This window comes from Nocardia wallacei, from assembly GCF_014466955.1.
GTDB lineage: Bacteria > Actinomycetota > Actinomycetes > Mycobacteriales > Mycobacteriaceae > Nocardia > Nocardia wallacei.
In genome coordinates this window covers 7,661,416-7,686,419 of the sequence record NZ_AP023396.1, presented here as the reverse complement: position 1 = coordinate 7,686,419, position 25,004 = coordinate 7,661,416, and the positions used below count along the sequence as shown (strand labels likewise).

Below are 25,004 nucleotides of genomic sequence, written 5' to 3'. Positions count from 1 at the left end.
GAGCTTTCCGCGAACGAGGGAAAGCCCGGTCCGAATCCTCGGCCGGGCTTTGCTTTTCGCCCTCAGTCCAGTGAGACGTATACCTCGACCGACGTCGGCCCCGTGTAGCGCTCGACCTCCGCGGTGTGGGAACGGGTGATGGTCCCGGCGCTCTCGGCCTTGGCGACCTGTGCCCACGCCGTGCGCAGCAGGTCGTAGGGCTTGTCGGAGACGACGAACTTGGCGTAGCGCCCGGCCGGTATGCGGGTCATGACGTCGCCGACGTCGAGTTGCTCCAGCGAATCCAGCGCGTAGCCGAGCACGGCGACGGCGTGGTCGTGCTGGCCGATGTAGGCCGCCACCCGCGGCACGCTCTTCTCCCGGCACAGGTACCGGTCCCAGGTGAAGTTGACCAGGTCCAGGTCGCGGGCGGTCACCTCGCGGCCCGCCAGCGGGACGGTGAGGCCGGCCACCAGGCTCTCGTCCAGCGTGACGATCTCGAAGTCCACGGTGTGCCCCCTCTACTCGTCGCCGTCGCCGGTCGTGCCGTCGTCCTTCAGGGCGACGAAGACCTCGACCGTCCGCACGTCCGGATAGTGCTCGAAATCGCCGGTGTAGGCGCGCACCAGCGCACCGGCCGCCTCCAGATCCCACACCGCCCGCCACACGGACACGATGGTGTCGCCGAGGTCGTCGCCGGTGCGGATGAACCGCGCGAACCGGCCCGCCGGCACCCGGGCCAGTACGTCACCGGGCTGCAGATCGGCCAGGCTGTCGCAGCGATAACCGACGATGTGGGTCAGATACGAACCGATCTCCGGTGCGTGGTCGACGTACGCGGTCGCCGGCGGGCCGGGTAACGGGCGCGCCAGATTGCGCTTCCACGCCTCCTCCACCCGCAACCGCCGCGGTCCCTCGACCGCCAGCGCCGGGCTCCGTAGCACCGTCCCCGCCACCAGCGTCTCGTGGCGGTCAACGACATTGAAATCCACCGGTGTCGCCCCTATGTCTCGTGCTGTGTGCCGTCCCGCGCGGCTCGGACCGACGCCGGACTGGTTACTCACTGTGCGCACATCCTCCTGCATCCTGCCATCGCCGTCGGACATCTACCCGTTCGGAATCATTTCGGTTCGGCCATGATCATCCCGGCCCGGTCCTTGCCACGTCATCGATTCCACGGGACCTGCCCTTTCGCACCGGCTCCACCCTATCGGCGGCGGCTGGCCGACGGTCGCACAACGAGGATTCGGTTTGTCACAACCGCTGCGGCGTGTCCCCGTCATCCGGCTCGGATCAGCCCGGCACGGGGATGCTCAGGCCCGGGAAGATCTCGACCTGTCTCGGTTCCGGCGGTGCGGGCGCGGGTTCGGGTGGCGCGGGCGGGAATACGATCACCGGATCCGGCGGCGAGTCCGACGGCGGCGCGAGCACATCGAACGGGCCCTGCGCCTCCGTCGGCGGGGCGGGCGGGCCACCGAACAGCGGACCCGCGGAAGCGGCCGGACCGGGCGTGGGGAACTGCTCGACCGGGCTGCCCGCCAGCGCGCCGTCCATGGTCTGCTTCCAGATGTCCGCGGGCAGTCCGGAGCCGTAGATCGGGGCGCCGCGCGAGGTACGGATCGGCTGGGACTGTTCGGTGCCCACCCACACCGCCGTCGCCAGCGACGGCGTGAAGCCGATCATCCAGGCGTCCTTGTTGGCGCCGGTGTCGCCCAGCTGCGTGGTGCCCGTCTTGGCCGCCGACGGCCGCCCGGCCAGATCGTGCCGGTTCGAGTATGCCGCGATCGGCTGCATCGCCTGCGTGACACCGTCGGCCACGTGCCTGGGCAGTCGCTGTTCGCCCGGCGGCATGCGGCCCTGCCCGGGCGCGCCGCGGTCCAGCAGCACCCGGCCGTCACCGGCGACGACGCGCTGCACGAAATACGGCCGGTGGTACACCCCCGACGCCGCGATGGTCGCGTACGCCGAGGCCATATCGATGGGCCGCACCGAATAGACGCCCAGCACGATCGACGGCGTGGGGATGCCGCCGCCCTCCTCGGTGAGCGTCTTGCCGGGCACCCCCGGAATCTGGTCCGGAATCCCGGCCAGGTGCGCGGCGTCGGCGATGGCCTGCGGGCCCACCACATCGGCGAGCCGGTAGAAACTGGTGTTCAGCGAGCGCTTGAAAGCCTCTGCGAGCGAACAGGTTCCGCACGACTCGCCCTCGACATTGGTGACCCTGACCCCGTTCACCGTCACCGGGCCGCTGTCGAGCTGGTACGACAGCGAGACGCCCTGCTGCAGCGCCGCCAGCACCGCGAACGTCTTGAACGACGAACCCGTCTGCAGCGGAGCCTGAGCGAAATCGAATCCGACGCCGTCGTCGCCACCGTAGTAGGCGCGCACCGCACCCGACCGCGGATCGATCGACACCACCGCCCCGCGCAGTTCCGGCGGCTGCGGACCGAGGCGGTCGTGCACCGCGTCCACGGCGGACTGCTGGGCACGCGCGTCGATGGTCGTCACCACCTGCAGCGCGCCGGTATTGATCTCCTGCTCGCTCACCCCGGCCGCGCGCAGCTCGCGCAGCACCTGGGTACGGACCAGCCCGGCCGGGCCGTGCGCGGCATCGTCGGCCGCGACCGTGATCGGCGCGATCTCCGGGAACCGCAGCCCGGGCCGCTGCGCCCCGGGCAGCGTGCCCATCTCGACCATGCCGTCGAGGACGTAGTTCCAGCGCGCCTTCAGTTGCGGCAGATGGGTTTCCGGGTCGAGGATCGACGGCGTGCGCACCACCGCGGCCAGCACCGCGCCCTCGGCCAGGGTCAGCTCCGGCACCGGCTTGTCGAAGTACGCCTTGGCCGCCGCCGCGATGCCGTACGCGCCGCGGCCGTAGTAGATGGTGTTGAAGTAGGCGGCGAGGATGTCGTCCTTGCTCCACTGCCGCGCCATCTTCGCGGAGATGATCAGCTCCCGCATCTTGCGCGACAGGGTGCGTTCGGAGCTGAGGAAGGCGTTCTTGACGTACTGCTGGGTGATCGTCGACCCGCCCCCGGCGTCGTCCCGGGACAGCACGTTGTCGCGGGCCGCGCGCAGGAACGCCGAGGCCGAGTAGCCGGGATTGGTGTAGAAGTTGCGGTCCTCAGCCGACAGCATCGCGTCGCGGACCGGCTGCGGCACGTCCGACAGCGGCACCGGCGTCCGATTGCCTTCCGGCGGAACCACTTTCGCGAGCACCGTGGTGCCGTCGGAGGCGGTGATGGTGGCGATCTGATTGGTCTGCACCGCCGCCGGATCGGGGATCTCGGCGCTCCAGTACGCCAGTGTCATCAACAGCGCCGGAAATACCAGGAAGATCACGAACAGGGCCAGCAGCAGCCGCCGCACCCGCTGCGCCCGCGTGCGCGGCGGCCGGGACTGCGGCGTCTCGAGGGTGGGTGGCCGCCCGCGCCGCCGGAGCCGGTACTGCTGCTCGCGCTGCCGCCGTGCCGTGCCACTCGGTGGCTCGTTCCATCCGGCGACCGAGGCGTACGGGGCGTCGTTCCGATTGTCGTGGTGCCGTCGCTTACGGATCGAACTCACGATCATCTCCTGAGATGCCGGACCTATTGCACGAACACCTACCCGAACAAGGATCGAACTACCGCAACAAAGAGCGAACTACCGCGAAAACCCCATTCGAAACACAGACTACTGGTTCGACCGCGCGTGCTGTCAGCTCTTGACGCCGCCCGCGGTCAGGCCGGAGATGATGCGGCGCTGGAAGAGCAGCACCATGATGACCAGCGGGACGGTGACGATGGTGCCGGCGGCCATGATCGCGGCGTAGGGCTGGACCAGGGGGTCGTTGCCGGAGAATCGGGCGATGGCGACGGTGACCGGTTCGGTGGAATCCGCCGACAGCAGGCGGGCCAGCAGGTATTCGTTCACCGCGGCGATGAAAGCCAGGATCGCGGTGGTGAATACGGCCGGTGCGGCCAGGGGCAGCATGATCAGGCGGAAGGCCTGGAAGCGGGTGGCGCCGTCGATGCGCGCGGCCTCCTCGAGTTCCCACGGCAACTCGGCGAAGAACGACGCCAGGATGTAGACCGTCAGCGGCAGCACGAACGAGATGTTCGGGATGATCAGCGCCTGGTAGTGGCCGATCCAGCCGATATCGGTGAACAGCTGGAACAGCGGCGTCACCAGCACCACCACCGGGAACATCGACGCGCTCAGCACCAGCCCGGCCACCAGGGTCTTGCCCCGGAACGTGAGGCGGGCCAGGGCGTAGGCGGCCAGCATGCCGATCAGCAGCGCGAGGGCCGCCGTGGCGAGGCCGATGATGATGCTGTTGGTGACCGCCCGCCCGAAATCGTTGCCGCGGCTGGTGTCGAACGCGTTGCGGAAGTTCTCCAGCGTGACGTGGGTGGGCCAGGGCGTGTTCTCGAAGGTGTAGGCCGGGTCCCGGAAGGCGGTGACCACCATCCAGTAGAACGGTCCCAGTCCCCACACCAGCACGATCAGCGCGCCGACGTAGACCCGAGCCGAACGCAGGCGCTGGGTCCACGGCACGTCGGCGGTGACGGTGGCGGCGGTGGCGCCGGTGGGCGCGTCGGTGAGCGTGGTCATCAGTGCGCCTTCCGCTGTTCTTCCTGGGTCGCTACGGCATTGGCGCCCAGCACCTTCACCAGTACGAAGGCGACCGCGAAGATCAACAGGAAGGTGATGACCGACAGCGCCGCGGCACTGTTCTGGCCCTGGCGCACCTGGTCGACCACCAGGATCGAGATGGTCCGGGTCGCCGGGTTGCCCTGCGTCATGATCGCCGGCAGGTCGTAGAGGCGCAGCGCGTCCATCGTGCGGAACAGCACCGCGACCAGCAGCGCGGGCTTCAGCAGCGGCAGCGTGATGTGGGTGAAGCGCTGCCACGCCGAGGCGCCGTCGACCCGCGCCGCCTCGTACACATCGCCCGGAATGACCTGCAGCCCGGCCAGAACGAGCAGCGCCATGAACGGCGTGGTCTTCCAGACGTCGGCGATGATCACCGCGAACCGCGACCACCACGGGTCGGTCTGCCACAGGATGTGGGTGCCCAGCACCCGGTTCACCACCCCGTCGTACTGGAACATGAACTCCCACAGCCGAGCCGTGACCGCGGTCGGGATCGCCCACGGGATCAGCACCGCCGCCCGCAGCAGCGCCCGGCCGCGGAAGGTCTTACCCATCACCACGGCCATGCCGAGCCCGATGGTCGCCTCCAGCGCCACGGTCACCACCGTGAACAGCAGCGTGATGCCGATGGCCACCCAGAACTGCGAGCCCAGGTTGCCGGTGGGGCAGGCCTCGTAGGCTCCGCCGGGCAGGGTGCACTGCTGCAGCAGCCAGTGCGTGTAGTTGTCGAACCCGGCGAACCCGCCCTCCTCGAACATCCCGGTGGCGTCGTTGAGCCCCGAGTCCTTCTGGAAGGACATCACCACCGCCCGCACCACGGGATACCCGATGATGACGGCCAGCGTCACGAGTACGGGTGCGACGAACAACCACGGCCGCGCCGAACCCGGGGAACTGCTTCGGGATCCGGCCCGCCGACTCGGAGTCGGTTCCGCCGGTGCGGCGGGCGGCGCGAGGTCGGTCGCTCCCGAAGGATCTGACACGTTCTTCTCTCCTACGGGGCTGGCTCGGTGGGTGCTTCTCCGTCGTCTACGATCCGGCCGCCTGGATGCCCTTCTGCATGCCGGTGATCGCGTCGTCGACGGATTTGGCTCCGGTCAACGCAGCATAGGCGTTGTCCTGGATGGCTTTCGACACCGCGGGATAGTAGGGGGTGACCGGGCGCGGCACCGCGCTGGCGATGGAATCCTTGAGCGCCGGCAGGTAGGGGAACTTGGCGATCAGGGCCGGGTCGTCGTACATCGACTGCCGCACCGGCGGGAACGCGCCCTCGGCGACGATGCGCTGGGCGTCCTCGCTGATCATGAAGCGCAGGAAGTCCAGCGCGGTGGCCTTGTGCTTGGAGTACGCGCTGATCGCCGCGTTGTACCCACCGAGGGTCGACGCGCCGATGCCGTCCTTGCCGGGCAGTGGGGCGACGCCGACGTTGCCCTTCACCACCGAGGAGTCGGCGTTGGCGACGCCGTAGAAGTTCGGCCAGGTGCGCAGGAACAGCAACTTGCCCTGGGCGAAGGCGTTCTGGCTCTCGGGCTCCTTGAAGGAGATGGACTCCTTGGGGATCTCCCCGTTCTTGTACGCGTCGACGAGCACCTGCAGTCCGGCGCGGGCCTGCGGGCTGTTCACCGTCGGCGTCTTGCCGTCCGGGCCGACGAAGGTGCCGCCGAAGGCGTTGATGACCTCGGCCGAGTTCACCGTCAACCCCTCGTAGGGCGCGAATTGCCCGGCGTAGCAACCGATCTGGTGGTCGCGCGCGGCGCCACAGTCGTTCAGCAGCTCCGTCCAGGTCTTCGGCGGGTTCGGCACCAGGTCCTTGCGGTAGTACAGCAGGCCGCCGTTGGTGTTGCGCGGAGCCGCGTAGAGGGTGCCCTTGTAGGTGGCGCTGGCGACCGTCGGCGACAGCAGCGTGGCGGTGTCGATGGCGAAGGAGTCCTGCAGCGGCTGGATCCAGCCCTTCGCCGCGAACTCCGCGGTCCACGGCACGTCCAGCGCCATCACGTCGTAGTCCGGCTGCTTGGCCCGCATGTGCTGAGCCAGGTCGTCGTACTGCTGGGAGGCGTCGTTGGACTGTTCCTTGAACGTCACCTTCTCGTCGGGATGGGTGGCGTTCCAGCGCTCGATGAGCTGCTTCACCGCACCCGACTCCGTGGTGTCCTTGCCCTCCACGTAGGTGATGGGGCCGCGGCCGCTCAGGTTCTGATTGGTGGCGTCGTCACCCCCGCCGCTCGAGCACGCACTGGTGAAGGTCGCGGTGAGCAGCGCGGCCGAGACGGCGGCCAGCGCGGCGCGAGACACCAGGGACGAGCGTCGTGACGACACCTTGTTCAAAGCCATCGATACTCCAGGGTCGAGACGTGAGCGAGCTTGTGAGCGAACCATCGACACAGCGCGCTCCGGTGCACGAGTGACGCCGAACGCCAGCGAGGAGTGCTCGTGAGCGCCAGCACACTCAGCCGGTTGCACAAGGCAAGATACATTGTTCGCCGCGAGTTGTGTCGGCCGGTTCTTCTATCCTGGGCTCCGATGTCGACCCAGCTGACAAACGACAAACTGCTAACCAGGATCGGTGGGCTGCTCCGCCAGGCCGAGTCGACCGACAACGAGCACGAGGCCGAGGCATTTCTCGCCGCCGCGCAGCGCCTGGCGACCCGTTCGTCGATCGACCTGACGGTGGCGCGCGCCCACATCGCCGGCCGCGAGCATCGGAAAACGCCCACGCAGAAGGTGATTGCGATCGGCGCGGCCGGTAAGCGCGGGCTGCGCACGTATGTGCAGCTGTTCGTGGCGATCGCGGCGGCCAACGACGTGCGCTGCGACGTGGCCCGCTCGTCCACGCAGGTGTACGCCTACGGCTTCGACACCGACATCGCCACCTGCGAGGCGCTGTACACCAGCCTGCTGGTGCAGATGGTGCGGGCCTCGGACCAGTACATCAAGTCGGGCCGGTACAAGTCGGCGACGGTGGAGAAGATCGTCGTCGAGAACCGTTGGGGCCGTGCGGTGCAGCGCCGCGTGCAGGCTCCGGTCGCGGCGGTGACCGCCCGGCTGAACTTCCAGATGGCCTTCGCCGCCCGCGTCGGCAAGCGGCTGGCCGAGGTGCGCGCGGACGTGGAGGCCGAGGTGCGCGCGGAGCCGACCGCCGCCCCCGGCACCGAACTGGCCCTGCGCGACAAGGAACTGGAGCTGCACGACTTCTATACCCGCACCTCGGAGGCCCGCGGCACGTGGCGCGGCCCGCAGGAGTCGGCGGGCTACTCGGCCGCCGCCCGGCGCGCCGGGGACCGCGCGGGCCGGGCGGCGCGCCTGGGCTCGGCGCCCGAACTGGGCGCGGCCCGCGGTCAGCTCGGTTCGGGCGACGGGTGAACGGTGCCGCGTCGTGGGCTCGGGTGGGTAGGGGTCAGGTCGTGAGTGTGCGGGATGCCCAGCGCGGCAAGGTGTACGACGCCGAGGGGTTGGTGCGGCGGATGTTCGAGCGGGCCGACGCGTACGGGGCCCGGACGGTGGATCTGCACGGCTCGCAGATCACGCTGCCGGTCGAGCGGCGCTTCGCCTCGGTGGAGTCGGTGCAGAGCTACGTCGATCGTGTCTTGTCACTGAATTGGGTACGGGCACAATGGGAAAGGTCACACACTCCTCTGACCGTCCGTGCCCGGGCGGGTGCGTCGGCCGCGCACTACGAGGTCGAGACCGCGGTGCTGGCCGTGCCCCTGCACACCCGCGGAACCGCCTGGGCCCTGCGGGAATTGGTGATCCTGCACGAAATCGCGCATCACCTGGAGCCCGCCGGCGCCGAGCTGACCGCCCACGGCCCCGAATTCTGCTCTCGCTACGTCGAGCTGGTGGACGGCGTGATCGGTCCGGAGGCCGCGCTGCTGTTGCGCACCACCATGCTGGGCTGCGGCGTCCGCCTCGGCTGACCCGCTTCCGCTCCGGTCGGCCCCTATGGCCCGAGGCACGACTACGAGCAATCTACGTTCGCCGTACGTACGATTCAACTACGTACTATTAACCTACGTAGATGGGCTCTGACGCGCAGGTGAACAGGGCGCACGACAGCAACGAGGCAAAGGGGCCGACAATGCGACGTGTACTTCCGAGGCGACATCCGGCGACGGACCGCAGATCCCACCCCGAGGCGACGGCCGGTCGCCGGGCAACCCGGACGGCCGCTCTGGCCCTGGTCGCAGGCGCGGCCGCCCTCGGCTCCCTGGTCACCGCCGGGGTCGCGGCCGCCGACCCGGGCGTGCGGACGCACTCCGACCGCGGTCCGGCCGACCCGCGCGACACCACCGGCTGGCGGCACATCGACCCGCGTGGCTACCACCACCTCGAAACGAATAGGCTCCGTCAGAACGAGATTCGCGACAACAGGCGTGCATATCGTCAGCGCGACAACGGTCCGCAGCGACCCGAACGCGCCCTGGGCGCCGAGCGGGGCACGTCCACCTGGACCGCGGTTCCGAACGCCGACGGCACCGGCTGGCAGGTCTGCCGCCCCCACGCGAGCTGGTGCTGACGCCCGCCCATCGACCGTGCCGATGAGTTCGCCGATCTCGCCGCGTCTACACAGCGGGGACGGGACGGGCTATCGAGTGAGGTTCGATGATCGAGACCAACGACGAGCGTTCGCGTGCGTGGGCGCCGGTACTGGAGACGGCGCAGATCGAGGCCGCCGTGCGGGTCGAGCGGCTGCGGTTGTGTGAGTTCCTGGCCGGGCTCGGGGCCGACGAGTGGTCGACACCGTCGCTGTGCGCGGCGTGGACCGTACACGAGGTGCTGGCGCACCTGACCACGACGACCAGAACGTCGGTGTGGTCGGTGGTGAAGGAGGCGATCCGGGCGCGCGGCAGCTTCGATCGGATGGAGGCCACCGTCGCGCGGGAACGCGCGGCGCGCTTGCCCGCCGCCGAGCTGATCGAGCAACTGCGCGAGAGCGCCGAATCGTCCCGCCGCACTCCCTTCAGCTCGCCGATGGACCCGCTGATGGACGTGCTCGTGCACGGCCAGGACATCGCCCGCCCGCTGCGGCGGAGCCTGCCCCTGCTGCCGGAGCACGCGGTCCCGGTCCTGCACTATGTGGTGGGCAACCGTTTCCTCGGCGCCCCGGCCCGGCTGTCCGGCCTGAAACTCGTTGCCACCGATATGGATTGGGAATCCGGAACCGGCCCCGAGATCACCGGGAAGGCGGCGGATCTCCTGCTCGCGGCCACCGGCCGTCCGGTGGCGCTCGAGCAACTCGCCGGTCCGGGAGCAGGGGTGCTGGCGCACCGTATCGCCGGGTAAGGGCGCTCGTGAGCGGTGGTTCACGGCAGCAATCGGCGGACGCGGTCGAGGCGGTCGCGCCACCAGCGCTCCCGGTCCGCGTCCGGGTGGCGGAAGCGTTGCAGCAGTTCCGGATTCGGCTCCGGCGGGGTAGCCGGAACGGGCAGGAAACCGTCGACGGGGAGCAGCGAGGGTGCGGTGACGTCGCCGTCGAACAAGCGCAGTGTGCCCAGGCCGCAGGCGAAGTCGAGGTCCGGCAGCGCACCGGCCAGGGCGAGCTGAGCGGACAGGCCGACGCTCGTCTCCAGCGCCGAGGAGACCACGCACGGAAGTCCGGCGGCCGCGGCGACCCGCAGCGCCCGGCGCACACCGCCGAGCGGAGTGCACTTGAGCACGGCCACGTCGGCCGCTCCCGCGACCGCCACCCGCAGCGGATCCTCGGCCCGGCGGATGGATTCGTCGGCGGCGATGCGGACCTCGACGCGGCGGCGCACCTCCGCCAGCTCCTCGACGGTGCGGCACGGTTGCTCGACGTACTCCACACCGCCTGCCGCCCGGTCGATTCGGCGGATGTGCGCTACCGCCGTCGCCACATCCCACGCCGCGTTGGCATCGATCCGCACGGCCCCGCCGGGCCCGAGGGCGTCGCGGACCGCGGCCACCCGCTCCAAATCCTCGGTCAGGGCATCGGGGTGGTCGGCGACCTTGACCTTCGCCGTGCGGCATCCCGATCCGGCCACGATCTCGTGCGCCCGCTCGGGCCCGACCGCGGGCACGGTGCAGTTGACCGGGATCCGTTCCCGCACCGGCGCCGGCCACCCCTCGGTGATCTGCTCGACCGTAGTCGCCAGCCAACCCGCCGCCTCCCGATCGTCGTACTCGGGGAACGGGCAGAATTCGCCCCACCCACGGGGCCCTTCGACCAGCATCCCCTCGCGCACCGTGATCCCGCGAAAACGCGTCCGCAGCGGGATCGCGTAGACGAAGGCCGACTCGGGATCCAGCAGATCGCTCACCCCGGCAGCCTAACCAGCTCGCACTGAGTAGTTTTGCGGATCCCGAGCCGCCGCTGGTCGGCCACCCTGGACCCATGATGACCTACCCCCAGCCGATGGCCTGTCCGCCGCTGCCGCCCGCGCCCCGGCCCATCCGGACCTGGGATCTGGTGCTGGCCGTCGTGCTGTATTCGCTCGCCGCCCTGCTCGGCCTGTTCGCGGCGTCGTTCACCCCGTTCTTCGCCATGGCCACCGACCCGTGCGGCTACGGAACCGGATGCCGCGAGGAGTTCGCCACCTGGGGCATCCTGGTCTCGTGGGGCGGTACCGCGGCGGCCCTCGGCGGCGGACTGGTGATGGTGATCGTCGCGGGAGTCAAGCGCTGGTACATGTGGTGGTGGGCGGCGCTCGCACTCCTGCTGGTGCCCGCCTCGTTCGTCACCGGCCTGCTGCTGGCCGAACAGGTCACCGGCTGACGGCGATGCACCGCCCGGCCACCGTCACAACCGCTCGAAGACGGTGGCGTTGGCCAAACCTCCTGCCTCGCACATGGTTTGCAGGCCGTACCGCGCGCCGCGTTCGCGCATGGCGTGCACGAGGGTGGTGGCCAGCCGGGCGCCCGACGCGCCGAGCGGATGCCCCAGGGCGATGGCGCCGCCGTGCACGTTGACCCGCGACAGGTCCGCACCGGTGTCGCGCTGCCACGCCAGCACCACCGAGGCGAACGCCTCGTTGATCTCGATCAGGTCGATATCGGAAAGCTGTAAACCCGCGCGCCGCAGCACCTTCCGAGTGGCGGGGATGACAGCGGTCAGCATGAGCAGCGGATCGTCGCCGGCCACGGCGAAGCTGTGCAGCCGGGCCAGCGGGGTCAGGCCGAGTTGCTTCGCCTTCTCGCTGGTCGTGATGAGTACGGCCGCGCTGCCGTCGTTGATCTGGCTGGCATTGGCGGCGGTCACATTCCAGCCGATCTCCGGGAACCGGGCCGCGTACGCCTCGCTGTAATAGGCCGGTCGCAGGCCCGCGAGCGTGGCCGGTGTGCTGCCGACGCGGATACCCTCGTCGGTGGTCAGCCCGGCGAGGGGGGCGAGCTGCGCCTCGAACGAGCCGTTCTTCGTCGCGGCGGCGGCCTTCTCGTGGCTGGCGAGGGCGAACTCGTCCATGGCGGTGCGGCCGATTCCCCAGCGGGCCGCGATCAGCTCGGCGCTGATGCCCTGCGGCACAAGCTCTTCGGGGTAGCGCTCGCGGAACGCGACCCCGTCGAGATCGGTGGCGCCGAGCACGCTCGTGCCCATCGGGATCCGGCTCATCGATTCGAGTCCGGCGGCGACCACCACGTCGTACGCGCCCGCGATGACGCCCTGTGCCGCGAAGTGGATGGCCTGCTGGCTGCTGCCGCACTGGCGGTCGACGGTGGTCGCGGGCACCGATTCGGGGTAGCCGGCGGCCAACGCGGCCCGCCGGGTGACATTGACGGCCTGCTCGCCGACCTGGGTGACGACGCCGCCGATCACGTCGTCGATCAGCTCCGGATCGATCCCGCTGCGCCGCACCACCTCGCGCAGGCTGTGCGCCAGCAAATCGACCGGATGCACCCCGTGCAGGGCGCCGGTGGGCTTGCCCTTGCCGATGGGGGTGCGCACGGCCTCGACGATGACTGCGTCTCTCATGACGGTTCCTTCGCTCTAGCTAAACCGATCTATAGCCAGACTACGAGCTGGCAATAGTTGCCACAAGTCAGAATTGCTATGATCGATCTCATGGCGGCTGTACTGGAAGGACCCTTGCGTGACCTGAGTTCGTGGAAGCCCGACCACTGCTCGATCGTCAAGGCGCTCGATATCGTCGGCACCCGGTCGGCGTTGCTCATCCTGCGCGAGACCATCTACGGCACCACGCGCTTCGACGGCTTCGCCGCCCGTGTGGGCATCACCGACGCCGCCGCCTCGGCCGCCCTGCGCAAGCTCACCGAGGCGGGCCTGCTCCGCAAACAGCCCTACCGCGAGGACGGCAAGCGCACCCGCGACGAATACGTGCTCACCGCCAAGGGCCGCGACCTGCTACCGGTCGTGTTCGCCCTGTGGCAGTGGGGCGACCAGTACCTGCAGGACGGCGAACCCCCGCTCGAACGCCTCGAGGATGCCACCGGCGAGCCGGTGCGCGTCGAGGTGCGCAGCGCGTCGGGCAACGAGGTGCCCTTGGAGAACCTCCGCATCCGCGTCAACCGCAAGTGGCGAGCAGCGCGCGAGCGCGAGGCATCCGCTCCGGCCTGAGCCCTCGACGAGCGCGCTCACCCCGGCTTACCCACCGGCAGGCACCCGCCCCGGCTTACGCCGGGGGCGGGGCGCGCCGGTCGTCCCTCAGTTCAGGCGGCGGCCGTCCTCGGGCGCGAAGAAGTAGATGTGTTCGGAAGTCGCTGTCAGGGAGAGCTTTTCGCCCTTCGACGGGGGATTGCGCCAGTCCGCCCGTGCCACGATGGTCTCGCCGTCGCCCGAGTCGCCGTCCGTGCCGAGGGTGCGGCCGTAGATGTAGGCGTCGGAGCCGAGTTCCTCGACCACGTCGACCTCCATCGCGATCCCGTCACCGGACCCGGCGAGGTCGAAGTGCTCCGGCCGGATGCCGACCACGACGGTTCCCTCGACGGCGTCGGCGACCGTACGCGGCACCGGCAGTGTGTGCCCGCCCAGCACCACCCCCTCGTCCGCGACCGGCAGTGTGAACAGATTCATCGCCGGGGAACCCATGAACCCCGCCACGAACAGATTCGCCGGGTCCCGGTACAGGTCGCGCGGCGTCGCACACTGTTGCAGCAGACCGTCTTTGAGCACCGCCACCCGGTCGCCCATGGTCATCGCCTCGACCTGATCGTGGGTGACGTAGACGGTCGTGGTGCCGAGGCGGCGCTGCAACTGCGCGATCTGGGTGCGGGTCTGCACGCGCAGCTTGGCGTCCAGGTTCGACAGCGGCTCGTCCATCAGGAACACCTGCGGCTGCCGCACGATCGCCCGGCCCATCGCCACGCGCTGGCGCTGGCCGCCGGACAGCTGCTTGGGCTTGCGGTCCAGGAACTGTTCGAGGTCGAGCAACGCGGCCGCCTCCCGCACCCGCTGGTCGCGCTCCGCCTTGGGCACCTTCGCCATCTTGAGCGCGAAACCCATATTGTCCGCGACGGTCATGTGCGGGTACAGCGCGTAGTTCTGGAACACCATCGCGATGTCGCGTTCCTTGGGCTCGGCGACGGTGACGTCCTTGTCGCCGATGAGGATGCGCCCGCCGTCGACGTCCTCGAGCCCGGCGAGCATGCGCAGCGAGGTGGACTTGCCGCAGCCCGAGGGACCGACCAGCACCAGGAATTCGCCGTCGGCGATCTCGAGGTCCAGCTGGTCGACGGCGGGTTTGGTGGCGCCCGGGTACAGCCGGGTCGCGCGGTCGAAGGTGACCGTGGCCATCGTGAATCAATCCCTTCACCGGCAGGAACGTGCCGGACGATCCGAGTAGAGGGTGCCGCGGCGCGGCCGCAGAGCGGAATCCTACTGCCCGGGCGGGTAGCCTCGCCTGCGACGCATCGATACCGCGAGGAGGAGCAATGGCCCGGCCCGTTCGGATCGGAGTTCAGATACAACCCCAGCACGCCCCCGACTACGGACTGATCCGTGACGCCGTGCTCCGTGCCGAGGACGCGGGCGTGGACATCGTGTTCAACTGGGACCACTTCTACCCGCTCTACGGCGACCCCGACGGTGCGCACTTCGAGTGCTGGACCATGCTCGGCGCCATCGCCGAGCAGACCGAGCGGGTCGAACTGGGCGCGCTGGTCACCGGTGGCGGCTACCGCAACCCGGACCTGCTGGCCGATATGGCCCGCACCGTGGACCACATCTCCGGTGGCCGCCTGATTCTCGGCATCGGCGCGGGCTGGTTCGAGAAGGACTACGACGAGTACGGTTACGAATTCGGCACGGCGGGAACACGTCTGAACCTGCTGAAGGAATACCTGGCCCGCGTCGACAGCCGACTGAAGAAGCTCAATCCGCAGCCGGTCCGCGACATTCCGATCCTCATCGGTGGCGGCGGCGAGAAGAAGACGCTGCGGCTGGTGGCCGAGTACGGCGACATCTGGCACACCTTCGCGGAACTGGATGTGCTGGAACGCAAGTCGAAGATCCTCGCCGACCATTGCGCGGCCGTCGGCACCGACCCGGAGAGCATCGAGCGCTCCGTGGACTGGCCCGGCGCCGACAAGGCTCCGGCCCTGGTGGCCGCGGGCGCCACCACCTTCACCGTGGGTACCGGCGGTCCCGACTACGACCTGTCCACGCTGGTCGAGGCCATCCGCTGGCGCGACGAGTTCAATCCCGAATCCGTCACCGGCATCGCCTGATCCGGCGGATCGAATCCCGGTGATTCGATCACTTCCCGCGGGAGGTGATGCGGTTCATCATGGCGGCTGGTCGCGGGAGTGCCCCGGGATCAGCCGCGATGAGGGAGTCGGCCATGAGTGAACCGGGCGCTGCGCCCGCATCGGAGGATCCGGAGGCGTCCGCCGCACCGATACCGGTATGGCGCCGGATCGGCGTGGACTGGTGGGCGGTGCTCGTCGCGGGCGTATTCGTGCTGCTCGCCGTCGCCGACGTGCTGCCGACGATCCCGTGGTGATCCGATGAGCACCGAAACCTCCACGGCACCGGCGGATTCCGGCGCATTGCGCGGGGCACCGGCCTATCTGCCGGGCATCGCCCTGCTGATCGCGGTCGGTCTGCTCGGCAAATACACCCAGACCTGGGTGAACAACCTGGTCCACGACCACCACTGGCGCTTCCCCGACATCGAATATGTGCTCTGGGCCATCGTTTTCGGTCTGATCATCGCCAATACCGTTGGCGTGCACCGCATCTTCAAGCCGGGCATCGGCACCTACGAGTTCTGGCTGAAGGTCGGCATCGTCACGCTGGGCTCCCGGTTTTGCTCGGTGACGTCGCGAAACTCGGTGGCACCAGCTTCGTGCTGATCCTGATCGACATGACGGTGGCGGGCGCCATCATCCTCACCGTCGCCCGGCTGCTGGGCCTGTCCGGAAAGCTGGGTTCGCTACTGGCCGTGGGCACTTCGATCTGCGGCGTCTCGGCGATCGTGGCCGCGCGCGGCGCCATCCGAGCCCGCAACGCCGATGTGAGCTATGCGATCGCCGCGATCGTGACGCTGGGCGCGGTGTCGCTGTTCACCCTGCCCGCGATCGGGCACGGCCTCGGCCTGACCGATCACGAGTTCGGCCTGTGGGCGGGCCTGGCCGTGGACAACACCGCCGAGACCACCGCTACCGGCTACGCCTACTCCGACGCCGCGGGCAAGCTGGCGGTGCTGGTGAAGTCGACCCGCAACGCGCTGATCGGGTTCGTGGTGCTCGGCTTCGCCCTCTACTGGGCCGCCCGCGGCGAAGCCGACGCCCTGGCCCCGGGGCTGCGCGCCAAGGCGGCGTTCGTGTGGGCCGAGTTCCCCAAGTTCGTGCTCGGCTTCCTGGCGGTGTCCGCGCTGGCGACCGTGCACTGGATCGACAAGCCGCAGCTCGCCAACCTGGGCAACGTGTCGAAGTGGGCCTTTCTGCTCACCTTCGCCGGGGTCGGCCTGAACACCGATTTCCGTGAACTCGGGCGCTCCGGGTGGCGGCCGCTGGTGGTGGCGGTGGTCGGGCTGGTCGTCGTGGCGACGGTGTCGCTGGGGTTGGTGCTGCTCACCGTGCGGGTGCTGCACCGGGGCGTGGTCGACTGATGGGTGGCGGTTTCCGGCTAATGTTCTCGCCTATGGTCCGTTTGCCCGTGTCGCGATCCCGTGCGCTGCTAGCGGTGCTGTCGGTATTGAGCCTGCTGTTCCTCACGGCCTGCGGTTCGGACAGCAGCAATTCGTCGGCTAGCAGTGGATTGTGCGCGCCGCCGGGCGTCGAGTCGGCGTCGGCGGCCCCGACCAACCTGGCCACGGGCGCCGAGGCGGGGACCGACCGGTTCACCACACCGAACACCGTGCCGCTGGACCGAATCGACACCGGCAGATTGGGTCTGCTCACCCCGGGCAAACTGAGCGTCGGCACCTTGTCGGACGCCCCGCCGAGCATCTGCGTGAACGGCCAGGGCGTATTCACCGGCTTCGACAACGAGCTGCTGAAGGCGGTCGGCGCGAAACTCGGCCTCCAGGTGGAATTCTCCGGCACCGAGTTCGCGGGCCTGCTGGCCCAGGTGGCCAACGGGCGCTTCGACGCCGGTTCGTCGAGCATCACCACCACCGACGCGCGCCGCCAACTGGTCGGCTTCACCAACGGCTACGACTTCGGATACTTCTCGCTGGTCGTCCAGAACGGCAGCCCGGTCAAGGGCTTCTCGGACCTGAAATCCGGTGTGCGGATCGGCGTGGTGCAGGGCACGGTGCAAGACGAGTACGTCGTCAACACCTTGAAGCTCGATCCGGTGAAGTTCCCGGACTACAACACCGCGTACGCGAATCTGAAATCCGGCCAGATCGACGCGTGGGTGGCGCCGTCGGCGCAGGCCACCGGCGCGGTCAAGCCGGGCGACTCGACCTCGATCGTCCAGAACACCTTCAGCCTGAACAACTTCACCGCCTGGGCGGTGCGCAAGGACAACCAGCCGCTCATCGACGCGCTCAACGCGGGCCTGGACGCGGTCATCGCCGACGGAACCTACGCGCGGCTCTACTCCGACTGGGCGCCGCGTTCCTTCCCGCCGGGCTGGAAGCCGGGCTCCAAAGCGGCCCCGCTGCCGCAGCTGCCCGACTTCGACAAGATCGCGGCCGAGCATCAGAACACCGCCACCGGGCAGTCGGCGCCGAAGTCCACCCTCGAGCAGCTGCGGGACACGTTCTTCGACTGGTCGTTGTACCGCAAGGCTTTTCCCGACCTGTTCAAGACCGGATTGCCGAATACGCTGATCCTGGCGGTGGTTTCGGGCGTGCTGGGCACCCTGCTGGGCATGCTGCTGGCGGTCGCCGGTATCGCGCGGACGCGCTGGTTGCGCTGGCCCGCAAGGATTTACACCGACATCTTCCGTGGCCTGCCCGCCGTGGTGATCATCCTGCTGATCGGCCTCGGCATCGGACCGGTGGTCAAGAACCTCACCGGCAACAACCCCTACTGGCTCGGCGCGGTCGCCCTGGCGCTGCTGGCCGCCGCCTACATCGGCGAGATCTTCCGCTCCGGCATCCAGTCGGTGGAGGCCGGACAGCTGGAGGCCGCGCGCGCCATCGGGTTCGGTTACCGGCAGGCGATGACGCTGGTGGTGATCCCGCAGGGCGTGCGGCGGGTGCTGCCCGCGCTGATGAACCAGTTCATCGCGCTGATCAAGGACTCGTCGCTGATCTACTTCCTCGGCCTGCTGGCCTCGCAGCGCGAACTGTTCGCGGTCGGGCGCGACCTCAACGCGCAGACCGGCAACCTGTCCCCGCTGGTCGCCGCGGGCCTGGTCTACCTGCTGCTGACCATTCCACTCACCCATCTGGTGAACTACATCGATCGCAGACTGCGCACCGGGCGGCGCGAGGACCCGGCCGAGCCCATCGAACAGGCCGTCGTCACGGAAGGACGTGGAGCATGAGCAGTTCCTCCCTGACCGGTACCGGACTGCGTCTCACCCTGGGCGGCAACGAAGTCCTGCGCGGCGTCGACATCCACGTCGACGCCGGAAAGACCACGACCGTGATCGGCCCGTCCGGGTCGGGCAAATCCTCGCTGCTGCGCGTGCTGAACCGCCTGCACGAACCGGACGCCGGTGATGTGCTGATCGACGGCGTCTCGGTGCTCGGCGAGGACCCGGACAAGCTGCGTCAGCGCATCGGCATGGTGTTCCAGCACTTCAACCTGTTCCCGCACATGACCGTCGCGGACAATGTGGCGCTGGGCCCGCGCAAGCTGCGCGGGCTGTCCAAGGACGCGGCCCGCGCGGTCGCGCTCGAACAGCTCGAGACCGTCGGCCTGGCCGCCCGCGCCGATGCGCGCCCCGGCAACCTGTCCGGCGGCCAGCAGCAGCGCGTCGCCATCGCGCGCGCACTGGCGATGAAACCGGAGCTGATGCTGTTCGACGAGGCGACCTCGGCGCTGGATCCCGAGCTGGTCAAGGGCGTGCTGGCGCTGATGGCCGACCTGGCGTCGGGCGGCATGACCATGATCGTGGTGACCCACGAGATGGGTTTCGCCCGGTCGGTTTCCGATAGCGTGGTGTTCATGGACCGGGGCGCCGTCGTCGAATCCGGCGCGCCGGATCGGCTTTTCGACGACGCGGCGACCCCGCGATTGCGGCAGTTCCTCTCTCAGGTGCTCTGAGGGTGGCCTAATTGGTCGGATGTTCACTCGTTCGTCTTCTCCGGCTCGCGCGATGCGTTTAGCGTGCGCATCGCCGGACCATTCGAGGAGCGATTGTGAATCTCAAGCCTTTGTCTCTGTTCGTGACGCACGACGGCCGCTCGTCGCGCTCCTCGACCACCTGCGCCTACAAGTGTGGAAACGCCTGTTTCCACGAGGCGCCCAACACCTCGGCCGGTGAATACTTCGGCGATATCGTCGCGTCCATCTCGCGGCGGCGGCTGCTGCGGGGCAGCGCGGCGGTCGTGCTGGCGGCGGGGGCGGGTACGGCCCTCGCGGCCTGCGGGGACGACGAGCCCCAGCCGACCGGCAGCAGCCGTCCGGGCACGGGTACGGCGTTCCCAGCCGTCGCGCCCAATACCCAGGACGCGGTGGTGATCCCCGATGGCTATCGACAGGCGGTGGTCATCCGCTGGGGCGATCCCGTACTTCCGGACGCGCCCGCCTTCGACTTCGGCAGACAGACCGCGGCCGCGCAGGCCAAGCAGTTCGGCTACAACAACGACTTCGCCGGACTGCTGCCCATCGAGGGACAGCCGGACTCCTACCTGCTGGTGGTGAACCACGAATACACCACCGAACCGCACATGTTCACCGGTTACGTCCCGGACGCGCCGACCCGCGAGCAGTTCGAGGTCTGCCTTGCGGCGCATGGTCTTTCGGTCGTCGAGGTCAAGGGCGAATCCGGGTCGGGCAGACTGACCCCGGTGCTCGGCCGCTACAACCGGCGCGTCACCGGCACCACCGAATTCACCCTGACCGGTCCGGCGGCGGGCAGCGCGCTGCTGCGGACCTCGACCGACCCGACCGGCACCACAGTGCGCGGGACACTGAACAACTGCTCGGGCGGGATCACCCCGTGGGGCACGGTGCTGTCCGGCGAGGAGAACTTCAACCAGTACTTCGCCGGGGTGCTGGCCGATCCGGTCGCGCAGGAGCGCGGAAAGCGCTACGGCCTCGGCCACCCGGGCGCGGGTCAGGGCGAACTGCCGCGGCACTGGGAGCGTTTCGACAAGCGCTTCGACGTGGCGCAGGAACCCAACGAGCCGAACCGTTTCGGCTACATCGTCGAACTCGATCCGTGGGATCCCACCGCCCCGCCGATCAAGCACACCGCGCTGGGCAGGTTCAAACACGAGTCCGCCAACATCTACGTCACGCCGGACGGCACCGTGGTGGCGTACTCCGGCGACGACGAGCGTTTCGAGTACATGTACAAGTTCGTCTCCGCCAAGAAGATTCAGCAGGGCAACACCGCGGCGACCCGCAAGCACAACATGACGATCCTCGACGAGGGCACCCTGTATGTCGCGAAGCTGACCGGCGATCACCCGGATCAGGTCGACGGCAGCGGAAAACCGCCCTCGGACAAGGGATTCACCGGTACCGGGCAGTGGATCCCGATCCTGCAGACCGCCGCCGACGGCAAGGGCACGTCGCTGGTCGAGGGCATGTCCGCCGAGGAGGTCGCGGTGTTCACCCGGGTGGCCGGCGACAAGGTGGGCGCGACCAAGATGGACCGCCCCGAGGACTTCGAGCCGAACCCGAAGACCGGGAAGGTGTACGTGGCCCTCACCAACAACAGCAACCGCGGCACCGCGGGCAAGGCCGCCGCCGACGAGGCCAATCCGCGTAACCAGAACAAGAACGGTCAGGTCCTCGAGATCACCGACGACCACGGGGGCACGGCGTTCACCTGGTCGCTGCTGCTGGTCTGCGGCGACCCCCAGGCCGCCGACACCTACTTCGCCGGTTTCGACAAGACCAAGGTCAGCCCGATCTCCTGCCCGGACAACCTGGCCTTCGACCCCTACGGCAACCTGTGGATCGCCACCGACGGCAACGCGCTGAAATCCAACGATGGCCTGTTCTCGGTCGTGCTCGAGGGTGAGCGGCGCGGCGAGACCAAACAGTTCCTCACCGTGCCCAAGGGGGCGGAGACCTGCGGACCGGTGGTGACCGACAAGCGGGTCATGGTCTGCGTGCAGCATCCGGGCGAGGTCGACGGCGCCTCGGCGGACCAGCCCGCCTCGCACTGGCCCGACGGCGGGACCGCGCAGCCGCGCCCGGCGGTCGTCGCGGTGTGGAAGGACGGCGGCAACATCGGCGTGTAGGACCGCGCGTCGCTCGATCTGTGGATTAATGCGCAACTGTTAATGTGTGGTTATCGACACACGATGCCTTTAGACATGGGCACTCCACAAGGAAAGAGGACAGATCGATGACCACAGCACATGCCACGCACACCGATCACACCCATGTGCACGGCGCGGGGTGCGGACACGTGTCGGTGCCCCACGGCGACCACGTCGACTACGTGCACGACGGCCACCTGCACCGCGAGCACGACGGCCACTTCGACGAGTGCGAGCCGACCGGACACACCGAGCACACCGGCCACGACCACGTGCACGGCGACGGCTGTGGACACGTGGCCGTCCCGCACGGCGACCATGTGGACTACATCCACGACGGCTGCCGCCACGCCGCCCACGACGGCCACTACGACGAGCACTGACCCCGCCCCACCCCCTATTCCGGGCGTGGCGGCACCCATTGCGTGCGTGGCGGCACCCCACTCCCGGCGTGTGTGACCACGGTTCCCGGGAGTGCGACCACCACTCCCGGGCGTGCGGCAACCACCACTCCCGGGCGTGCGACCACCATTCCCCGGGCATGCGCGACCACCCATTCCCGGCATGCTTTCGCCGGGAACTACCCGCTCCCCGTGGCGGGCATGTTGGCGAAGCGGGCGAAATCGCCCTGCGCGCCGCTGTAGATGTTGAGATCGGTGCGGCCCGCGATGCCCGGGATCTGCCCGGAATCGGTGGTCTGCCAGAAGGTCCAGGCGGGCCAGCCGCCGGGCACCTCGGGCTGCTCGTTACCGCGGTAGTCGGCGATCCACAGGGGGTAGCCGGTGAACTCGCCGGTGTCGGCCATCGCCGTGCGCCAGAACGCCGGATAGGTGTAGATGATCGGCACCCGGCCGGTGAGGGCCCGCACCGTGTTCAGATAGCGGTGGGTCCAATCGATCAGCGCGGCCGGTGGCAGGCCGCCGGAGTTCTCCAGGTCCAGCACCGGCGGCAGGTCCAGCGGGCCGTTCTGGCCCAGCACGACCGTCGCGTACAGCGCGGCCTGCGGTTCCGGCGGCAGTTCCGGATGCGCGTAGTGGTAGGTGCCCCGGGCGACACCCGCCGCGCGCATCAGCACGCTGTCGGGCACGAAGTACGGATTGACGTAGTTCAGCCCCTCGGTGGCCTTCACCATCGCGAAGTGATTGCCCGCGGCCTTAACCTCGAACCAGTTGATCATCCGGCCGTCGATGTGCTGCCAGGACGACACGTCCGGGCCGGTCGGCTCGGCGGACACGGTAGTTGCTGAAAGGATGCCGACTGCCGCCAGCGCGGGCAGGGCCAGAAGCGTGCGACGAACTCTCGGGCGAGCCACGGTGCGTCGATACATGGTTATGAGAGTAGGCAGTGATTGCTCCGGATGCGCGGATCCGGGCCGCATCCCAATTCAGCCGAGCCAGTCGAGTACCGAAGCCGCCGTCCAGGACTGCTGCATGCTGCCCAGCGGCTCGCCGGTGAAGGGATCGTAGTACTCGGCGAAACTGCCGTCGCTGGCCTGGCGCAGGCCCTCCGCCCGCAGCATGAACGACCGTTCCGCCCAGCCGCGGCGGGCGAACACCCAGGAGAACAGCCAGCTCATCACCGGCCACACCGGACCGCGCCAGTATTCGCGCGCGCGAAAGTCCTTGGCCACGGGCGAGGTCGACGGCGGCAGCGCGTAGCGCAGGTCCGGATGGCCGCAGAAGCGCGGGCCCTCGAACAACCGCAGCAGGCTGCGCTCGGCGTCGCGGGGCAGGCCGCCGCACAGCAGTGGCGCGAACATGGCGAGGGTCTCGGTGGTGATCCAGCGGCCCAGGCGCACATCGAAATCGCGGGCCGCGCCCGTGCGCGAATCGGTGGTGGCGACGACGCCGGCGCGGAAGTAGTCCGACCATTCGTACAGCTCGCGCACATCGGCGTGGGGCAGGCGGTAGTCCTCGCCGATATTGGCCAGGACCTCACAGGCGAGCGCGAAGATCGCGGTGACGAACACGTCCTCCACCGCGAAACTCATCGTGGCGGCCAGTTGGTAATCGTCGTACCCACACCGGCGCATCTGCTCGACCAGCCACATGTAGCGGTCGTACTCGCGATCGCTGGGCCGCTGGGAGGCGTCGACCAGGGTGATGTCGGCGCGCTCGTAGGGTGTCAGGTCGCCGGGCACCACGTTCTGGTAGGCGCGGTCCCAGCGCGGCGAATTGTCCATCCCCGATTCCCAGCCGTGGTACAGGGTGAGGCGGCCGTTCTGCTTGGTGTCGCGCGCGTGCGCCAGCCAGCGATGCCAGCGCATCAGATCCACCCAGCGCCGGTTCAGGAATTCCTCGGCGACCGCCCGGGTGGTGCGGCCGTGCCGGCGGGAGTGGTCGAGGATGCGCTGCACGGCGATCGCGTGCACCGGCGGCTGCGTGATGCCGGAGGTGTCCGGGCCGTCCGGCGCGTTGGCGGCCAGGCGGCGGCACTCCCAGCGGGCCGGGCCGGGAAAGTAGCCGTCCACACCGTTGGCGAACACGATGTGCGGGATCATCCCGTTCTTCCACTGCGCCGACAGCAGCGTGTCGAGTTCGACCACCGCGCGTTCCACACTCAGCGGGGCCAGGCCGACCGCGACGAACGCCGCGTCCCAGCTCCACATGTGCGGATACAGCTTCGGTGCGGCGCTGGTCATCGTGCCCAAGTCGTTGCCACGCAGCAGGTATGCGGCACGGGCCGCCAGTTGTGTCGGGGTGAAACCGGGCCCGTTCATCCCCCCATTCTGCGACGTCACCTTCAGGTATGCGCGTTGCGCGGGCGCTGCGCCCGCCGTCCGGTGTGGTGCCGGCTGCTGTTCGGCAGTTCTCACGCTGTCCGCCTCGGTTCGTGATTCCGGGTTGCCGAGATTGATACACCCGGCCGCTCGGTGCTCGCCACTCGGGGAGTGACTGTTTGCTCACAGCTACGCACCACCCGGTTACGGTTGTCGCATGGCCGAATCCAGCTCCGCGCAAACCAGACCGACAGCGCTGATCACCGGGGCGAGCCGCGGGCTCGGCGCCGCCATCGCCACGGAGCTGGCGCCCACCCACGACCTGCTGCTCGGCGCCCGCACCGCGGCGTCGCTGACCGCCGTCCTGGCCGAATTGCCCGGCGCCGCCGGATGGCCGGTGGACCTGACCGACTACGCGGCCGTCGAGCGCGCGACCGCGCTGATCGAGCGGCTCGAGGTACTCGTGCACAACGCCGGTATCGCCGAATTGGGCACCTTCGCCGAGTCTTCCGTCGAGCAGTGGCGAAACACACTGGAGGCCAACGTAATCGCCGTCTCCGAGCTGACCCGGATGCTACTCCCGGCCCTGCGCGCGGCGAAAGGCCATGTGGTACTGATCAATTCGGGCGCGGGCCTACGGGCGAACGCGGGCTGGGGCATCTACGCGGCCAGCAAGTTCGCCCTGCGCGCCTTCGGTGACGCCCTCCGCCTCGAGGAACCCGACCTGCGCGTCACCTCGATCCACCCCGGCCGCATCGACACCGACATGCAGCGCGCCATCGTCGCGGGCGAGGGCCGCGCCTACGACCCGAACGAATTCCTCACCCCCGCGACAGTGGCGCGAGCAGTGCGCGACGCGGTACACACACCACGCGACGCCCACCCCACCGAAATAGTCCTGCGCCCGATCGCCCGCTGAC

At 69.1% G+C, this 25,004-nt stretch carries 24 protein-coding genes and 1 pseudogene; 14 read left to right on the top strand and 11 right to left on the bottom strand.

The genetic code is table 11. The annotated features are described in order from the left end of the window. Positions 1 to 62: 62 nt before the first annotated feature. The 6 genes from NWFMUON74_RS34500 to NWFMUON74_RS34475 form a co-directional block, all read right to left on the bottom strand. Entirely contained in the window at positions 63 to 488 is a 426-nt protein-coding gene (locus NWFMUON74_RS34500) for a GyrI-like domain-containing protein (protein WP_187685859.1), read from the bottom strand. A 12-nt stretch (positions 489 to 500) separates the two neighbouring features. Further along, positions 501 to 971, bottom strand: coding sequence for a GyrI-like domain-containing protein (locus tag NWFMUON74_RS34495; protein ID WP_187685858.1), 471 nt, complete (start codon positions 969 to 971; stop codon positions 501 to 503). Positions 972 to 1,272: 301 nt separating this feature from the next. Beyond that, the gene (locus tag NWFMUON74_RS34490) at positions 1,273 to 3,549 is read right to left on the bottom strand and encodes a transglycosylase domain-containing protein (protein ID WP_187685857.1); all 2,277 of its coding nucleotides are present in this window, start codon (positions 3,547 to 3,549) and stop codon (positions 1,273 to 1,275) included. 126 nt (positions 3,550 to 3,675) lie between these two features. Continuing rightward, positions 3,676 to 4,572, bottom strand: a complete 897-nt coding sequence (locus NWFMUON74_RS34485) for a carbohydrate ABC transporter permease (RefSeq protein ID WP_187685856.1) — start codon at positions 4,570 to 4,572, stop codon at positions 3,676 to 3,678. Beyond that, positions 4,572 to 5,597: a carbohydrate ABC transporter permease gene (locus tag NWFMUON74_RS34480; protein ID WP_187685855.1), complete on the bottom strand. Its 1,026-nt coding sequence runs from the start codon at positions 5,595 to 5,597 to the stop codon at positions 4,572 to 4,574. Before NWFMUON74_RS34480 ends, NWFMUON74_RS34485 begins: the two co-directional genes overlap by 1 nt. Positions 5,598 to 5,643: 46 nt before the next feature. Beyond that, positions 5,644 to 6,945 carry an ABC transporter substrate-binding protein gene (locus NWFMUON74_RS34475; RefSeq protein WP_187685854.1) on the bottom strand — a complete coding sequence of 434 codons (1,302 nt, stop codon included), beginning with the start codon at positions 6,943 to 6,945 and terminating at the stop codon, positions 5,644 to 5,646. 201 nt (positions 6,946 to 7,146) lie between these two features. Between NWFMUON74_RS34475 and NWFMUON74_RS34470 the strand changes: the two genes are divergently transcribed. The 4 genes from NWFMUON74_RS34470 (at position 7,147) to NWFMUON74_RS34455 (ending at position 9,894) form a co-directional block, all read left to right on the top strand. Beyond that, positions 7,147 to 7,974 (top strand): DUF2786 domain-containing protein, encoded by an 828-nt coding sequence (locus NWFMUON74_RS34470; protein ID WP_187689600.1) that lies wholly within the window; start codon positions 7,147 to 7,149, stop codon positions 7,972 to 7,974. Positions 7,975 to 8,015: 41 nt separating this feature from the next. Beyond that, positions 8,016 to 8,528, top strand: coding sequence for a TIGR04338 family metallohydrolase (locus tag NWFMUON74_RS34465; protein ID WP_187685853.1), 513 nt, complete (start codon positions 8,016 to 8,018; stop codon positions 8,526 to 8,528). 161 nt (positions 8,529 to 8,689) lie between these two features. Next, positions 8,690 to 9,127, top strand: coding sequence for a hypothetical protein (locus NWFMUON74_RS34460; RefSeq protein ID WP_187685852.1), 438 nt, complete (start codon positions 8,690 to 8,692; stop codon positions 9,125 to 9,127). 86 nt (positions 9,128 to 9,213) lie between these two features. Continuing rightward, positions 9,214 to 9,894 (top strand): maleylpyruvate isomerase family mycothiol-dependent enzyme, encoded by a 681-nt coding sequence (locus tag NWFMUON74_RS34455; RefSeq protein ID WP_232110745.1) that lies wholly within the window; start codon positions 9,214 to 9,216, stop codon positions 9,892 to 9,894. A 20-nt stretch (positions 9,895 to 9,914) separates the two neighbouring features. On the opposite strand, the gene NWFMUON74_RS34450 is transcribed toward NWFMUON74_RS34455, so the two are convergent. Further along, positions 9,915 to 10,889: an o-succinylbenzoate synthase gene (locus NWFMUON74_RS34450; protein WP_187685851.1), complete on the bottom strand. Its 975-nt coding sequence runs from the start codon at positions 10,887 to 10,889 to the stop codon at positions 9,915 to 9,917. Between the two features lie 74 nt (positions 10,890 to 10,963). On the opposite strand from NWFMUON74_RS34450, the gene NWFMUON74_RS34445 reads away from it, so the two are divergent. Further along, positions 10,964 to 11,344: a hypothetical protein gene (locus NWFMUON74_RS34445; RefSeq protein WP_187685850.1), complete on the top strand. Its 381-nt coding sequence runs from the start codon at positions 10,964 to 10,966 to the stop codon at positions 11,342 to 11,344. A 24-nt stretch (positions 11,345 to 11,368) separates the two neighbouring features. Here the strand turns inward: NWFMUON74_RS34445 and NWFMUON74_RS34440 are convergent, their stop codons facing one another. Continuing rightward, positions 11,369 to 12,538, bottom strand: coding sequence for a thiolase family protein (locus tag NWFMUON74_RS34440; RefSeq protein ID WP_187685849.1), 1,170 nt, complete (start codon positions 12,536 to 12,538; stop codon positions 11,369 to 11,371). A 78-nt stretch (positions 12,539 to 12,616) separates the two neighbouring features. On the opposite strand from NWFMUON74_RS34440, the gene NWFMUON74_RS34435 reads away from it, so the two are divergent. Next, the gene (locus NWFMUON74_RS34435; RefSeq protein ID WP_187685848.1) at positions 12,617 to 13,141 is read left to right on the top strand and encodes a winged helix-turn-helix transcriptional regulator; all 525 of its coding nucleotides are present in this window, start codon (positions 12,617 to 12,619) and stop codon (positions 13,139 to 13,141) included. An 87-nt stretch (positions 13,142 to 13,228) separates the two neighbouring features. On the opposite strand, the gene NWFMUON74_RS34430 is transcribed toward NWFMUON74_RS34435, so the two are convergent. Continuing rightward, on the bottom strand, positions 13,229 to 14,317 hold the full coding sequence (locus tag NWFMUON74_RS34430) for an ABC transporter ATP-binding protein (RefSeq protein ID WP_187685847.1): 1,089 nt from the start codon (positions 14,315 to 14,317) through the stop codon (positions 13,229 to 13,231). A gap of 137 nt (positions 14,318 to 14,454) precedes the next feature. Between NWFMUON74_RS34430 and NWFMUON74_RS34425 the strand changes: the two genes are divergently transcribed. The 7 genes and pseudogenes from NWFMUON74_RS34425 (at position 14,455) to NWFMUON74_RS34395 (ending at position 21,748) form a co-directional block, all read left to right on the top strand. After that, entirely contained in the window at positions 14,455 to 15,249 is a 795-nt protein-coding gene (locus NWFMUON74_RS34425) for an LLM class F420-dependent oxidoreductase (RefSeq protein ID WP_187685846.1), read from the top strand. 113 nt (positions 15,250 to 15,362) lie between these two features. Further along, positions 15,363 to 15,524 (top strand): hypothetical protein, encoded by a 162-nt coding sequence (locus tag NWFMUON74_RS34420; RefSeq protein ID WP_187689624.1) that lies wholly within the window; start codon positions 15,363 to 15,365, stop codon positions 15,522 to 15,524. 4 nt (positions 15,525 to 15,528) lie between these two features. Next, a pseudogene (locus NWFMUON74_RS34415) lies at positions 15,529 to 16,634 on the top strand (YeiH family protein). 47 nt (positions 16,635 to 16,681) lie between these two features. Then, positions 16,682 to 18,466, top strand: coding sequence for an ABC transporter substrate-binding protein/permease (locus NWFMUON74_RS34410; protein WP_232110744.1), 1,785 nt, complete (start codon positions 16,682 to 16,684; stop codon positions 18,464 to 18,466). After that, positions 18,463 to 19,191: an amino acid ABC transporter ATP-binding protein gene (locus NWFMUON74_RS34405; RefSeq protein ID WP_187685844.1), complete on the top strand. Its 729-nt coding sequence runs from the start codon at positions 18,463 to 18,465 to the stop codon at positions 19,189 to 19,191. Before NWFMUON74_RS34410 ends, NWFMUON74_RS34405 begins: the two co-directional genes overlap by 4 nt. A gap of 95 nt (positions 19,192 to 19,286) precedes the next feature. Then, on the top strand, positions 19,287 to 21,344 hold the full coding sequence (locus NWFMUON74_RS34400; RefSeq protein WP_187685843.1) for a PhoX family protein: 2,058 nt from the start codon (positions 19,287 to 19,289) through the stop codon (positions 21,342 to 21,344). A 107-nt stretch (positions 21,345 to 21,451) separates the two neighbouring features. Continuing rightward, positions 21,452 to 21,748, top strand: coding sequence for a hypothetical protein (locus NWFMUON74_RS34395; protein ID WP_187685842.1), 297 nt, complete (start codon positions 21,452 to 21,454; stop codon positions 21,746 to 21,748). A 197-nt stretch (positions 21,749 to 21,945) separates the two neighbouring features. On the opposite strand, the gene NWFMUON74_RS34390 is transcribed toward NWFMUON74_RS34395, so the two are convergent. Together NWFMUON74_RS34390 and ggh are read right to left on the bottom strand one after the other, a co-directional pair. Beyond that, entirely contained in the window at positions 21,946 to 22,692 is a 747-nt protein-coding gene (locus NWFMUON74_RS34390) for a glycoside hydrolase family 25 protein (protein WP_187685841.1), read from the bottom strand. 57 nt (positions 22,693 to 22,749) lie between these two features. Beyond that, on the bottom strand, positions 22,750 to 24,084 hold the full coding sequence (gene ggh, locus NWFMUON74_RS34385; RefSeq protein ID WP_187685840.1) for a glucosylglycerate hydrolase: 1,335 nt from the start codon (positions 24,082 to 24,084) through the stop codon (positions 22,750 to 22,752). A 217-nt stretch (positions 24,085 to 24,301) separates the two neighbouring features. Between ggh and NWFMUON74_RS34380 the strand changes: the two genes are divergently transcribed. Next, entirely contained in the window at positions 24,302 to 25,003 is a 702-nt protein-coding gene (locus NWFMUON74_RS34380; protein ID WP_187685839.1) for an SDR family oxidoreductase, read from the top strand. The last annotated feature ends 1 nt before the right edge of the window (position 25,004 follow it).